Origin of the sequence: Mesorhizobium sp. M0659, assembly GCF_040320605.1 — a bacterium.
In the GTDB taxonomy this organism is placed as follows: Bacteria; Pseudomonadota; Alphaproteobacteria; order Rhizobiales; family Rhizobiaceae; genus Mesorhizobium.
Genome location: NZ_JAMYPY010000021.1, coordinates 18,094 through 31,873 on the forward strand (window position 1 = coordinate 18,094; position 13,780 = coordinate 31,873).

Annotated in this window: 11 protein-coding genes; 10 read left to right on the forward strand and 1 reads right to left on the reverse strand. The window is 63.9% G+C overall.

All coding sequences use genetic code 11. From position 1 onward, the window contains the following. Nucleotides 1-8 precede the first annotated feature (8 nt). From NKI31_RS25915 to NKI31_RS25925, 3 genes are all read left to right on the forward strand, one after another. Complete coding sequence (locus tag NKI31_RS25915; protein ID WP_023668514.1) at nt 9-995, forward strand: ABC transporter permease; 987 nt, start codon at nt 9-11, stop codon at nt 993-995. Nucleotides 996-999: 4 nt separating this feature from the next. Beyond that, nucleotides 1,000-1,794 carry an ATP-binding cassette domain-containing protein gene (locus NKI31_RS25920; protein WP_352652890.1) on the forward strand — a complete coding sequence of 265 codons (795 nt, stop codon included), beginning with the start codon at nt 1,000-1,002 and terminating at the stop codon, nt 1,792-1,794. A gap of 136 nt (nt 1,795-1,930) precedes the next feature. Continuing rightward, complete coding sequence (locus tag NKI31_RS25925) at nt 1,931-2,953, forward strand: LacI family DNA-binding transcriptional regulator (protein ID WP_023668516.1); 1,023 nt, start codon at nt 1,931-1,933, stop codon at nt 2,951-2,953. A 335-nt stretch (nt 2,954-3,288) separates the two neighbouring features. On the opposite strand, the gene NKI31_RS25930 is transcribed toward NKI31_RS25925, so the two are convergent. Further along, nucleotides 3,289-3,870 (reverse strand): TetR/AcrR family transcriptional regulator, encoded by a 582-nt coding sequence (locus NKI31_RS25930; protein WP_023668517.1) that lies wholly within the window; start codon nt 3,868-3,870, stop codon nt 3,289-3,291. A 242-nt stretch (nt 3,871-4,112) separates the two neighbouring features. Between NKI31_RS25930 and NKI31_RS25935 the strand changes: the two genes are divergently transcribed. The 7 genes from NKI31_RS25935 (at nt 4,113) to NKI31_RS25965 (ending at nt 13,725) form a co-directional block, all read left to right on the forward strand. Then, entirely contained in the window at nt 4,113-4,373 is a 261-nt protein-coding gene (locus tag NKI31_RS25935; RefSeq protein WP_023692134.1) for a hypothetical protein, read from the forward strand. Further along, entirely contained in the window at nt 4,367-7,555 is a 3,189-nt protein-coding gene (locus tag NKI31_RS25940; protein WP_023735605.1) for an efflux RND transporter permease subunit, read from the forward strand. Before NKI31_RS25935 ends, NKI31_RS25940 begins: the two co-directional genes overlap by 7 nt. Before the next feature lie 14 nt (nt 7,556-7,569). Further along, nucleotides 7,570-8,724 (forward strand): efflux RND transporter periplasmic adaptor subunit, encoded by a 1,155-nt coding sequence (locus NKI31_RS25945; RefSeq protein ID WP_023804343.1) that lies wholly within the window; start codon nt 7,570-7,572, stop codon nt 8,722-8,724. A 181-nt stretch (nt 8,725-8,905) separates the two neighbouring features. Beyond that, nucleotides 8,906-9,613 carry a GntR family transcriptional regulator gene (locus NKI31_RS25950; RefSeq protein ID WP_352652892.1) on the forward strand — a complete coding sequence of 236 codons (708 nt, stop codon included), beginning with the start codon at nt 8,906-8,908 and terminating at the stop codon, nt 9,611-9,613. Nucleotides 9,614-9,630: 17 nt separating this feature from the next. Continuing rightward, entirely contained in the window at nt 9,631-10,734 is a 1,104-nt protein-coding gene (locus NKI31_RS25955) for a mandelate racemase/muconate lactonizing enzyme family protein (RefSeq protein ID WP_023754063.1), read from the forward strand. 160 nt (nt 10,735-10,894) lie between these two features. Then, a complete protein-coding gene (locus NKI31_RS25960) occupies nt 10,895-12,217 on the forward strand; it encodes an NAD(P)H-dependent oxidoreductase (RefSeq protein WP_023668524.1) in 1,323 nt (440 codons plus the stop codon). Between the two features lie 20 nt (nt 12,218-12,237). Then, entirely contained in the window at nt 12,238-13,725 is a 1,488-nt protein-coding gene (locus NKI31_RS25965) for a xylulokinase (RefSeq protein WP_352652893.1), read from the forward strand. Nucleotides 13,726-13,780: the final 55 nt, after the last annotated feature.

Consider the following 13,780-nt stretch of genomic DNA (forward strand, 5'->3'; position numbering starts at 1 on the left):
GGTTATCAGTGGAAAACCGTTCGCTCATCCAACGCCTGATCGCGAGGCCGGAATTCGGGCCCTTCGTTCTGCTCATCGTCGAAATCGCGGTGTTCTGGAGTATCAACCACGATTTCCTGTCGCCGCAGAACATCTCCAACACGCTGGCCTTCACCGTCGAGCTCGGGCTGATCGCGCTGGCGATGACGCTGTTGATGACGTCGGGTGAATTCGACCTGTCGGTCGGCTCGCTGTTCGGCTTTTCGCCGGTGCTGATGTGGACGCTGTTCAACAGCGGTCTGACCTCGCTGGAGGTCGGCTTCCTCGCCGCGCTGCTGATCGCCGCCTTCATCGGCCTGGTCAATGGCTGGTTCGTCACGCAGTTGAAAATCCCATCCTTCCTGGTGACGCTCGGCATGCTGCTGGTGGTGCGCGGCACCGCGCTGTTCGTCACCGACGGCTTTCCGCAGCGGACGTGGAGCGCCGAGGGCAGCTGGCTGGCCGAAGCGCTGGTCGGTGATTTCTTCATCGGCCCGTTCCGCATCTACATGTCGCTCTTCTGGTTCATCGCGGCGGCCATCGCACTGGGCTACGTGCTGACGCAAAGCCGGACCGGCAACTGGATCCAGGCAGCCGGCGGCAATCCAGGCGCCGCAAGGGCGCGCGGCGTCAACGTCAGCGGCGTCAAGATCGGCCTGTTCGTGCTGTCGTCGGTGATGGCTTCGCTTGCCGGCGTCATCTCGTCGCTGCGCACGTCGGCCGCCAACCCCAACAGCGGCACCGGCTACGAGCTCGAAGTCATCGCCATGGTGGTGATCGGCGGCACGGCGCTGACCGGTGGGCGCGGCACTATCATCGGCACCGTGCTCGGCATCCTCATCCTGCGCGTCATGCGCAACGGCATCGTGCTGATCGGCGTGCCCGGGCTGGCCTACAACATCTTCATCGGCGCCATCATCCTCGGCATGATGGCGCTGCACTCATGGCTGGAACGCCGGCATCAGGCAGGGACCTAGAACCATGGCTGAACCGCTCATCCGCATGTCCAACATCAAAAAGTCCTACGGGCGCGTGCAGGCGCTCGAAGACGCCAATTTTCATGTCAACGAAAGGGAGATCGTCGGCCTGCTCGGCGACAATGGCGCCGGCAAATCGACGCTGATCAAGGTGTTGTCGGGGGCGGTGCCGCTGACCAGCGGCGACATTTTCATCCGCGGCAAGAAGGTCAATCTGCGCAGCACCAGCGACGCCATCGCGCACGGCATCGAGACGATCTACCAGGATTCGGCACTGGTGACGCAGCTGTCGATCGCGCGCAACCTGTTCCTCGGCCGCGAGCCGATCAAACCGCCGCGCTTTTTGAACCGCATGGACCAGGAGGCGATGAACAATGTCGCCCGCGACCTGTTTAAACAGGTCGGCATCTCCAAGAACATCCCGCCGACGACGCCGATCGGCTCCCTGTCCGGCGGCGAGCGGCAGGCCGTCGCCATCGCGCGCGCCATGCACTTCGACAGCGACCTGATCATCCTCGACGAGCCGACCAACAATCTCGGCGTCGCCGAGACGCAAGGCGTGCTGAGCTTCGTGCGCAACGCGCGCGATTCCGGGCATTCCTGCATCTTCATCGCCCACAACATCCACCATGTCTTCCAGGTGGTTGACCGCATCGTCGTCATGCGCCGGGGCAAGGTGGTGGCCGACGACATCGACCCGAAGAAGACCAGCGTGGCCGAGGTCGAACGCATCATCACCGGGATGTCGGACAAGGAGATCCGCGACGCCATCATCGAAGGCGGGCCATCGCACGACTGAACCGTCTTCGCGCCGTCTGGCACGGAAACGCATCCGCTCTAACTCGTTGTAGAGCATGACCTTTTAACAAAACGGTTCCCGTTTGTCCGAGAAAACCGGTTCCCACTTTTCGGGATCATGCTCTATGACTGCAGCCATGAAAGCCACCGTTGCCGACATTGCCAGGAGCTGCGGCCTGTCGACCGCGACCGTCGACCGGGTTCTGAACAACCGGGCCGGCGCGAGCGCCGCCAACCGCCAACGGGTGATGGAGGCGGCCAAGCAGCTCGGCTATTTGCCGGTGGTCGATCAGGTGACGCTGCCGTCGCGGCCGGCGCATCTTGAATTCTTCCTGCCGATCGGCGCCAACGGTTTCATGATCGACCTCGCCGGGCACATCGAGGACTATGCGGGACGCCTGCCGCTGGTCGCCTCGTGCCGGATCCACAATCTCGGCGGCATCTCGCCGGCAGCGCTGCAGGCGGCGGTTGAAAATCTGTCGCTGAAGGCCAATGGCGTCGGCGTCATTGCCGTCGATCATCCGCGAACGCGCAACATATTGCGCGATGTGGTCGAGGCAGGCATCCGCCTTGTCACGCTGGTCTCCGACGTTCCAGCCGCCCCGCGTTCGGCCTATGTCGGCATCGACAACCGGGTTGCCGGACGCACGGCGGCGCTGTTGATGGGGCGCTTCCTCAACGGCCGCCAGGGTCATCTGGCGATGGTCGTCGGCTCGCGTTCCTATCGCGGGCACGAGGAGCGCGAAATGGGTTTTCGGTCGGTACTGACAGAGGAATTCCCCAATCTCACCGTCTCGAGTGCGGTCGAGATCAATGACGAACCCGAAGGCAGCTACACAGCAACGATGCAGGCGCTGCACAACGAGCCGGAACTGCTCGGCATCTATTGCGTCGGGGCCGGGCGCTCAGGTGTGGCGAGAGCGCTGCTCGAGGCCAAGCCAAAGAAGAAGCCGGTCTTCATCTGCCACGACCTGACCAAGGAAACGCGCGGCTATCTCGTCGACGACCTCGCCGATGTCGTCATCGACCAGAATGCGCGGCTGATCGCGGAGCAATCTGTGATCCGCCTGCTCGGCTCGATCGCGTCCGCCGCGCCCTACCTGACGAAGAAGTTCATCGAGCCACGGCTGATCTTCAAGGAAAACGTGCCGGTGCAGTGAAGTCGCGCCGTGGCGGTTTCTCCGATTTGTACGACAAGTCGGGGTAGATGCCGCAAATCTGCACAGCAGCCATGCAACTTTCATTGTTGCCGAATCATTGGGCAACCCGTACTCATCTGGTGTCGGCCATCTACTCCTCCCAGATGCGATGCCGACGCTGAGCGCGGTGCACCTCCTCCCGCATCTCGTTCGAAATCGAGCCCGCTGCCACCTCCTCCCGGCAGCGGGCTTTTTTCATTCTCAAACGAATCTAAATTAGAGTTGACGGGCAAGTTCGGAGAATAGCCAAAAGCCCCGCCGGATGATGGGGACTCCTCAACTCCGAAAGCTGGAATTCAGCGCGCCCTGAAAGAGCTGATCAGGCCTTCAGCCATGCGCACGAACTGCGTGCTGGGGCCCTGGCAGCCCATGGTCTGCACGCTGACGCGCGCCCCTTCGAACAGCAGCGACAGCGTATCGGCCAGAAGCTCGGCCTGACCGATGCCCGCATCCCGGCACAGCGCAACGAGGCGATCGCGCTGAGCGCTCTTGAGCTCCTTGATCACGCTCCTGGCGGGATGGTCCGGCTCGGTCAATTCGGCGGCGGCATTGGCCATGTCGCAGCCGCGACCGTCAGCCGCCAGGCAAGCAGCGGCCATGCGAATCCAGGCATGCAACTGGGCGAGCTTGTCGCCGGGATGCTCAGCCTCGAATTGGTCCCACATCGCGGCGCCTTTAGCCGCCGACGCGCGCAGGCATTGGACGATCAGTTCGTCCTTCGACTCAAAATGACGGTAGAGCGTCATCTTGTTGGTGCCGGCGGCTTCCGTGATTGCGTCGACACCGACGCCCTTGATGCCATGCTTGTGAAACATGTCCTGCGCCGTCTCCAGGATTCGGTCCCGGGGGCGCACGCGATCGGTAATGCCGTCTGCCATCGCAGTCTCCTTGTCTCCCTAAAAATTCGGTTCACCTCTTGACTAGGGTGTTACCGGTCTGTAACTATCCGAATGTTACTTACTGGTAACACCTATGTGGCCTTCCGTCAATAACAAGGCCGTGAACTGGTCCTGCCAGATCACAAAGGGTGAAAATTGCAGGTCATGCGGCTCCGGCCGGTGAAGAGATGAAAACCGGTTCGCGATCGTCCGATGCGAATCGCTGGAATGGAGACGCTCCAATGTCGCAGCGCAAGGATTTGACCATCGATGAAGCCATCCGGGATCCGATGATCCGGCTGGTGATGAAAGCGGACCGCGTCAATCCGCGCGCCTTCGAAGCGATGCTGAGGACCGTTGCCGATGAGCAGGGCCTCAGCGGTGCGGCGCCGTCTTCGTATTTTTTGCAAGACCCGGGTTCGGTGCGCGGCCGGCGGCTGTCCCGGTCTGCCAATTCTTTTAAAGAGGCCGGTTCTTCTAAAGAGGTTTGCGTGTCGTGGTAAACTTTTTCATCCATCGTCCGATCTTCGCCTCGGCCATCGCCATCATCATGGTGCTCGCCGGGACGATTTGTTATTTCCTTTTGCCGGTTTCGCAGTTTCCCGACATCACGCCGCCGCAGGTCGTGGTCAGCGCCCATTATCCGGGCGCCAGCGCGCAAGTGGTCGCCGATACGGTGACGACGCCGCTGGAGCAGCAGATCAACGGCGTCGAAGGCATGACCTACATGTCGTCGTCGAGCTCCAATGACGGCTCCTCGACCATCACCATCACCTTCGATGTCGGCTATTCCCTGAGCACCGCGGCCGTCGACGTCCAGAACCGCGTCTCGCAAGCCGCCTCGTCGCTGCCGGCGATCGTCAACCAGGGTGGCGTGACGATCAAGAAGCAGAACCCGAATTTCGTCCTCATCGTCAATCTGACCTCGCCCGACAGTTCGGTCGATCCGGTGGCGCTGAGCAACCTCGCCTATCTGCAGGTCGTCGATCCGCTGAAGCGGCTGCCCGGCGTCGGCGACGTGCAGATCTTCGGCGAACGCCGCTATTCGATGCGCGTCTGGCTCGATCCGGACAAGCTGGCCAATCTCGGCATCACCGCTGTCGACGTCCAGAACGCCATCTCGGAGCAGAACGTCCAGGTGGCGGCCGGCAAGATCGGCCAGTCACCGGCGCCCGCCGGCACCGCCTTCGAGATGCAGGTCAACGCCGTCGGCCGCCTGAGCGACCCCAAGGAGTTCGGCGACATCGTCGTGCGCGCCAACACCGGCACCGGCTCGCTGGTGCGGCTCCGCGACGTCGCCCGCATCGAGCTCGGCGCGTTGCAATATTCGTCGTCGGCCTTCTTCGGCAAGGACCCGACGGTGGTGCTCGCCGTTTACCAGATGCCCGGTTCCAACGCGCTCGATCTGCAGCAGCACGTCAAGGACAAGATGCAGGAACTGTCGGCCCGTTTTCCCAAGGGCGTCAGCTACGCCATGCACTACGACACCACGCGCTTCGTGTCGGCATCGATGCATGACGTGCTGATCACGCTTGGCGAAGCGCTGGTGCTGGTCGTGGCCGTGGTGTTCATCTTCCTGCAGAGCTGGCGCACGACGATCATCCCGACCATCGCCATTCCGGTGTCGCTGGTGGCGACGATGGTCGTCATGGAAATGATGGGCTTCTCACTCAACATGCTCTCCCTGCTCGGCATGGTGCTGGCCATCGGCCTCGTCGTCGACGACGCCATCGTGGTGGTCGAAAATGTCGAGCGACAATTGGAGGCGGGCCTCAAACCGCTGGCGGCGACCAAGGCCGCGATGGCCGAGGTCACCGGACCGATCATCGCCACCACCGCAGTGCTGATGGCCGTCTTCGTGCCCGTTGCCTTCATTCCCGGCGTCTCCGGCAAGCTCTACAATCAGTTCGCGCTGACGGTGGCGATTTCGGTCGGCATATCCGCCTTCAACTCGCTGACGCTCAGCCCGGCGCTGAGCGCCGCCTTCCTGCGCCATCGCGGCGAGACGCAGTTCGCCCCATTCCGCTGGTTCAACACGGGCTTCGACAGACTGTCGCATGCCTATGCGCACGGCGTGCGTATCCTCATCCGGTTGCGCTGGATCATGCTCGGTCTGTTCGCGGCCGGCCTGGTGGCCACCTACTTCGTCTGGCAGAAGTTGCCCTCGACCTTCCTTCCGGTCGAGGACCAGGGTTACTTCTTCGTCGTCATCCAGCTGCCTGACGGCGCCTCGCTGGAACGCACCGATGCGGTGGCGCAGAAAGCGCGCGACATATTGCAGGCAACACCCGGCGTCGAGATTGTCGGCTCGATCAGCGGCCTGAACTTCCTGACCAGTGCGGCGCAGTCGAACTCGGCTGTCGAGTTCGCCATCCTGAAGCCGTGGGAGGAGCGCGGCCCCGACCAGAGCGCGTCCAAGCTCGTCTCCGATGTGCGCGGCAAGCTGATGCAGATTCCGGAAGCCTTCGCGCTGTCCTTCGATCCGCCTTCGATCCCGGGTATCGGCACCACGGGCGGCTTCGAATTCGTCGTCGAGGACCTCACCGGGCGCGGCAGTTCAGCCCTCAACGACGCGACGCAAGCCGTGATCGCCGAGGCGCGCAAGCAGCCGGAAATCAATCCGCAGCAGCTGTTCTCGCCGTTCTCGACCTCGACGCCGCAGTTCAACTACGACCTCGACCGCAGCAAGGCCAAACTGCTCGGCCTCAACCTGCCCGACGTCTTCAACACGCTGCAGATCTATCTCGGCTCGCTCTACGTCAACGACTTCAACCTGTTCGGCCGCACCTTCCGGGTGACCATCCAGGCCGACAAGGATGCACGTGCCGACGCAGGCGACCTTTCGCGGCTCTATGTGCGCAACGCCTCCGGCGGCATGGTGCCGCTGAGCACACTGGGCAAACTGGTGCCGTTCGTCGGCCCGGAAACCGTGCCGCACTACAACAACAACGCCTCGGCCACGATCAATGGCGGCGCAGCCCCCGGCTTCTCGTCGGGCCAGGCGGTTGCCGCGATGGAACGGGCCGCCGCCACCGCTTTGCCCAGGGATTTCGGTTTCGAATGGACCGGCATCACCTTCCAGGAGCTCAAGGCAGGATCGATAGCGTCGGTCGTCTTCGGCCTCGCCATCGTCTTCGTCTTCCTGATCCTGGCGATGCAGTATGAGAGCTGGGCGATGCCGTTCATGGTGCTGCTGGCGGTGCCACTGGCCCTGTTCGGCGCCTTCGCAGCCCTGTTCCTGCGCGGCATGCAGATCGACGTCTACTCGCAGATCGGCTTCGTCATGCTGATCGGCCTCGCCGCCAAGAACGCGATCCTGATCGTCGAGTTTGCAAGGCGGCGGCGCGAGGAAGGCTTGAGCATTGTCGACGCGGCGATGGAAGCCGCGCGGCTGAGGCTGCGGCCGATCCTGATGACGGCCTTCGCCTTCATCCTCGGCGTGCTGCCGCTGATGTTTGCGACGGGTGCGGGTGCGGCAAGCCGGCAGTCGATCGGCACCACCGTGTTTGGCGGCATGGTCGCGGCGACCATCCTGTCGCTGGTGTTCGTGCCGGTCTTCTACGCGGTCATCGAGCAGCTGCGCGAAGGCCGTGTGCGCAGCGAACCGAACGCCGCTCATGACCAGGACAATAATGAACCGACTGCCGAACCAGCGCCGATGCGCCTGGCCGAAGCAGCCGAATAGAATTGGAGACCAAAATGCGTAAATGGAAAATAGCTTTGGGAACGGCCGTCGCCCTGGGAGCGATCTCGGTGGCAAGCGTCCACTTCCTCGACATGGGCAATCTCAGCCTCAATGCCGGCACGGCGGCAGCGACGGCAGCACCTGCGGCATTCGTCATGCCGGTGCCGGTGACGAGCGTGGTCAAGAAGACGATCCCGATCTACCTTGACTACGCCGCCCGCATCGAGGCGATCCGCAGCGTCACCTTGCAGGCCCGCGTGCCCGGCTATCTGCAGGAGCAGACGGCTGAGGACGGCGCGGATGTGCGCCAGGGTGATCTGCTCTACAAGATCTCGCCCGACGACTTCAAGGCGGCTCTCGACCAGGCCAAGGCCGAAGTGCAGCGCGACCAGGCGAGCCTCGACTATGCGCGCTCCAATCTCGGCCGCGGCTCCGAACTCGCCAAGAGCGGCTATCTGGCCAAGGATGGGTTCGACCAGCGTACGAGCACCTTGCGCCAGGCCGAAGCGTCGCTTGCCGTCAACCAGGCGGCGGTGCGCACGGCCGAGCTCAATTTGAGCTACGCCGAAATCCACGCTCCGTTTGCCGGCCGCGTCGGCCGCAACCAGGCTTCGGTCGGCACGCTGGTCAGCGTCGCCGGCACGGTGCTGAACACGCTGGTGCAGCTCGACCCGATCTACGTCACCTTCAATCCGAGCGAGACGGACCTGGCCGAAATCGAACGGGCCCGGGCCGCCGGCCCGATCGAGGTCGAGGTGCTGCTGCCCGGCGAGACCGAAGCCAGCCAGAAGGGCGAACTCACCTTCATCGACAACACGGTCGACCACTCGACCGGCACGATTACGGCGCGCGCCACCATCGGCAATGCGAAGTTCTCGCTGCTGCCGGGCCAGTATGTCCGCGTGCGGCTGCACATCAAGCAGCTGCCCGACGCGCTGATGGTGCCGCAGGTGGCGCTGGGTTCGAGCCAGCTCGGCAAATATGTCTATGTCGTCGGCAAGGGCAACACGGTCGACCAGCGCATCGTCTCGCTTGGCGCGACCAGCGGCGACCTTGTGGCGGTCCTCAGCGGCGTTGCCGAAGGCGACCAGGTGATAACGGGCAATCTGCAGAAGATCGGACCAGGAATGCCGATCTCGCCGTTGCCCCAGGAGAAACCGGCCAGCTGATAACCCCCATCAGCCCCGGTCCTGCGGCGCCTTCGGCTTCCACGCCGAGGGCGCCGTTTTTTTATGGAGCGCCGCACGCCGTTTTTGGAGTAACCGCAAGGCACAAGAATCCGGAACAATCATCTTGTAGGATTGTCGACAATCTGCTTGTCTGGTTTCCGGCTCTCACTGGAGTGACGGAATGGCCAAGCTGGACTTCAGTCCGATCGCGGATACGACACGCCGGGCCGAGATCGTCGCGCTGTTGCGGCGCGCGATCCTGACCGGCCAGCTGGAACCCGGCCAAAAGCTCAACGAGCTGAGGATCGCCGAGCAGATGAGGGTCAGCCGTGCGCCGTTGCGCGAGGCGATGCGCGAGCTGGTGCAGGAAGGCATCCTGACCAGCATTCCCTATGCCGGCACCTTCGTCATCGATGTCACCGCCAAAGATATCGACGACGCCTATTCGCTGAACAAGGTGCTCGATGAATTCGCCATCGAGCGGACATGGAAGCTGCGCGACCAGCGCTTCTTCGACGAACTCGACCGCCGGCACGAGGCAGGGAAGCAGGCGACGCGCGCGCGCGACACCACCCGCCAGATCGAAGCCGCGCTGCAATTGCACGGGCTGATCTATGAATGGGCCGACAATTCGGTGCTGCTGGAAACCTGGCAGCGGCTGACCAGCCGGCTGCAGATGTATTTTGCCCTGCACCAGCGGGCCCGCAACGAGCCGGTGCCGGCCGAAGATCTCCACGAGACCTATGTGCGGTTCTTGAAGGGCGCCGACATGCGCGCTGCCCAGCGCCATGCGCGCGAGCATATCGACCTCGATTTCGAAGAGCTGCTTGCCTATGCGCGTGGCCTCGAGCAGCGGAACATCGAAGGGCTGACCCTCCTCAACACCTAGAGACAACGGACAGACAAGTGCAGATCAAATCCATCAAGGCCTATCGCGTCGTGCAGCCCTTCGTGGACGGGCCTTACCGCATGTCCAAGGGGCGTGTGGCCGACTGTTTCGACGCGGTGATCGTCGCCATCACCTCCGACAGCGGCGTGACCGGCTGGGGCGAGATGGCGCCGCTCGGCAATTTCTATTCGGCCGCGTTTCCGGCGGGAACGCGCGCGGGCGTGGTCGAGATCGCGCCGCACCTGATCGGCCAGGACCCGCGTGCTCTCGCCGGCATCGGCCGGCTGATGGATACGGTGTTCAAGGGCCATCCCTACATCAAGTCGGCGCTCGACATGGCCTGCTGGGATCTGGCCGCCCGCGCCGCCGACGTGCCGCTTGTGACCATGCTTGGCGGCCGCGAGAGCGACATGGCGGAGACCTACCGCGTCGTCACCCACGGCACGCTCGACCAGATGGCGGCACTGGCCAAAAGGATCATCGCGGAAGGCTGCCGCCGGCTGCAGGTCAAGGTCGGCGGCAATGTGCATGAAGACATCGAGCGGGTGAGCGCAGTCGCTTCGGCCGTGCCGAAAGGCACGGTGATTTTCTGCGACGCCAATGCCGGCTGGACACCCTACCAGGCGCGGCAGTTCGCCGACGCCACGCGCGGCATCGACTACACGTTCGAGCAGCCCTGCACGTCGATTGAGGAGAACATGTCGGTGCGCCGCATGCTCGACAAGCCGATGGTGCTGGACGAGAGCGTCATCTCGCTCGAGGCGATGCTGGAAATCCACCGCCTGGGCGCCGCCGACGGGCTGACGCTGAAGATCTCGCGGCTTGGCGGCGTAACCAGGACAAGGCAAATCCGCGACGTCGCCGTCGATCTCGGTTTCATGATCACCGTCGAGGATACGGGCGGCGCCGAGATCGACACGGCGGCGATGGCACATCTGTCGCTGTCGACGCCGGAAGAACGCCGGCTGCACGCCATCGCCTTCCATGAGTGGGTGACGGTGCGCACGGCCTCCAACGCGCCACCGGTCACCGGCAGCCACATGGGCATTCCCGACGGGCCCGGCCTCGGCGTCGATGTCGTGCCCGACCTGCTCGGCAAGCCTTTCCTAGAGATCGGCTGAGATCAAGCGCAGCATGAAGCTGTCACCCCACGAATCCTCCGTGGGAGATTTGGCCCTGCAGCCATTCTCCGATTTGCGGTTGAAATATTTTTCAAATGGAAATAGGAATGTTCAAAATGATGATTTGACGCTGCGGCGCGTCATGACTGGAGGAAGCGATATGGCCCATCCGCAATTTGCAGCGGAACTTCTGCAGCGCGCTGAAGCCCAAGGGCCTATCACCATCGGACTCGCCGGCGCCGGGCAGATGGGCACCGACATCGTCGTCCAGGTGGCGCTGATGCCGGGCATGCGGATCGGTGCCATTTCCGAGGTGCGGCCGCAAGCGGCGATCGATGCCGCACTGCTCGCCGGCCATGACCGCTCCGACATCGTCCAGGCTGCGAACGCCTCTGCCATCGACCGCGCCATCGAGGCCGGCAAGATCGCTGTCACCGAAGATCTGCATGCGCTGGCCGCGGCCGGCCGCATTGATGTCATCATCGACGCGACAGGCAATCCCAACATCGGCACGCTGTTTGCGCTCGAAGTGATGAAGAACGGCAAGCACATCGTTATGCTCAATGTCGAGGCGGACATTACGATCGGCCGCTTCCTCAAGGAGGAAGCGCGCAAGGCCGGCGTGGTCTACACCGGTGCGGCCGGCGACGAACCCGCCTGCACGCTGGAGATCATCGGCTTCGCCAAGAGCCTCGGCTTCAACATCATCGCCGCCGGCAAGGGCAAAAACAACCCGCTCAAGATCGACGCCATGCCCGCCGACTACGAGAAGGAAGCGGCCGAGCGCAACATGAATGCGCGCATGCTGGTCGAGTTCGTCGACGGTTCCAAGACGGCGATCGAGATGGTGGCTATCGCCAACGCCACCGGGCTGGTGCCCGACGTGCCGGGCATGCACGGCCCGACGGCGACGCTGGAGGAACTGGCCAGCGTGCTTTGCCCGCGCGAGGATGGCGGCGTGCTGCATCGCAAGGGCGTGGTCGACTATTCCATCGGCAAGGGCGTGGCGCCTGGCGTGTTCTGCATCATCGAAACGAGGCATCCGCGCGTGCTGGAGCGCATGGTCGACCTCAAGGTCGGCAAGGGCCCCTATTTCACGATCTACCGTCCCTATCACCTGACAAGCCTTGAAGTGCCACTGTCGGCGGCGCGCGCCGTGGTCTACAAACGCGCCGACATGGAGCCGCTCGACCATCCGGTCGCCGAAGCGGTGGCGGTGGCCAAGAGCGATCTCGGCGCGGGCCAATCGCTCGGCATGATCGGCGAGAACGACTATCGCGGCTTCGCCATGACCTGGGAGGACGCCCGCGCCAAGGGCGCGCTGCCGCTCGGGATTGCCGAACGCGCCAAGGTGGTCAAGCCGGTCAAGACCGGCGACTTCCTCACCTATGAAAATTGTGTACCCGACGATTCGATGGTGATAACGCAGATCCGCCGCCGTCTCGACCAGTCGGACGGACAGTTTGTGACCAACGCCGCCTGAACCTTCGGGATCTCCCTGTGATGGACGATGTCGTTATCGGGATCGATGCCTCGACGACGGCGGTGAAGGCGATCGCCTTCACCCGCGACGGCGCGGAGCTGTTCCAGGCGCGCGAGGCCTATCCGCTGGCCAATCCGAAGCCCGGCCATTTCGAGCAGGATGCCGAACATTGGTGGGCAGCCCTCATCAGTGCGCTGAAGCAGGTTGCCGACAAGGTCGGCGCCGCGCGCGTGGCGGCAATTGCCATAGCCCATCAGCGCGAGACCTTCACCCTGATCGATCAGGCCGGCACGCCGCTCATCCCGGCGATCCTGTGGCTTGACGAGCGCGCCCGGCCTCAAGTCGCCAAGCTGTCGGCCGAGCTTGGCCGCGAGACGATCCGCGACTGGAGCGGCAAGCCGCCGGATCCGACGCCGGCGCTCTATGCCATCGCCTGGCTGGCGGAACACCAGCCGCAGGTGCTGGCCAACGCCGCCGCCCTGGTCGATGTTCATGGCTTCTTCGTTCACCGGCTGACCGCACGGCTGGTAACCAGCACGGCAAGTGCCGACCCGCTCGGCTTGCTCGATGTCGCGACAGGCGAATGGCACCCTGAGCTTGTCGCGGCTGCAGGGCTGCAGCCACGGCAGTTGCCGGCGCTGATCGGCCCAGGCGAAATCTGCGGCGGCCTTGCCGAAAGCATTGCCCAGCTGACTGGCCTCAAAGCGGGCACGCCAATTGTCGCCGGCGCCGGCGATGGCCAGGCCATGGGTCTCGGCATGGGCGTCTATGGTGCCCGCAAGAGCTATCTCTCGCTCGGCTCCGGCGTCGTCAGCGGCTGCTATTCCGGCACGGTCACCACATCGGACGCGTTTCGCACGCTGGTCTCGCCCACCGGTTCGGGCTTCATGCTGGAAACCGTGCTGCGCTCGGGCATGCAACTGGTCGACTGGATCGTGCGCACCACCGGCGCGTCTTCCGCGGCAGAACTGGAGAAGGGTGCGGTCGATGTTGCGGCCGGCAGCGACGGTCTTTTGGTCATGCCCTATTGGGCCGGCGTCATGAGCCCCTATTGGGATGGCGCGGCGCGCGGCGCCGTTGTTGGCCTGTCGCTCGACCATGAGCCCAGGCATCTCTTCCGCGCCACGCTGGAAGGCATCGCTTTGGAGCAGGCCATCGCCAGCGAGGCGATGGAGGCCGAAAGCGGCGGCAAGCCGGGAGAGATGATTGCCGCCGGCGGCGGCACCAATTCGGCGCTGCTGATGAAGATCATGGCCAGCGTGCTGGAGCGGCCGCTGTTCGTGTCGCCGGTCAACGAGGCGGCGGCCCTTGGCGCGGCGATGCTGGCGGCTTCGGCGATCGGCTGGTTCGCCTCGGCGGAAGACGCCGCCAAGGCAATGGCGGCGGCGCCGGCCAGGCGTGTCGATCCGGATATGACGCTGGTGCCGGCTTACCGGGCGCGCAAGTCGATCTACCGCGACCTCTATCACGCGACACGCGACATCCACGCGCGGCTCGGTGCGATCTGAGTTCAAGCGCAGCTTGCCTGCGTGAGGCTCCCATGCCCAACCTGCCCAGCTTGGG

Bases quoted from the DNA above. Each gene is read 5' to 3' on its own strand.
- NKI31_RS25960 (WP_023668524.1), top strand. From the start codon at position 10,895: ATGGCCCATCCGCAATTTGCAGCGGAACTTCTGCAGCGCGCTGAAGCC.
- NKI31_RS25950 (WP_352652892.1), top strand. From the start codon at position 8,906: ATGGCCAAGCTGGACTTCAGTCCGATCGCGGATACGACACGCCGGGCC.
- NKI31_RS25920 (WP_352652890.1), top strand. From the start codon at position 1,000: ATGGCTGAACCGCTCATCCGCATGTCCAACATCAAAAAGTCCTACGGG.
- NKI31_RS25925 (WP_023668516.1), top strand. From the start codon at position 1,931: ATGAAAGCCACCGTTGCCGACATTGCCAGGAGCTGCGGCCTGTCGACC.
- NKI31_RS25945 (WP_023804343.1), top strand. From the start codon at position 7,570: ATGCGTAAATGGAAAATAGCTTTGGGAACGGCCGTCGCCCTGGGAGCG.
- NKI31_RS25935 (WP_023692134.1), top strand. From the start codon at position 4,113: ATGTCGCAGCGCAAGGATTTGACCATCGATGAAGCCATCCGGGATCCG.
- NKI31_RS25930 (WP_023668517.1), bottom strand. From the start codon at position 3,870: ATGGCAGACGGCATTACCGATCGCGTGCGCCCCCGGGACCGAATCCTG.
- NKI31_RS25965 (WP_352652893.1), top strand. From the start codon at position 12,238: ATGGACGATGTCGTTATCGGGATCGATGCCTCGACGACGGCGGTGAAG.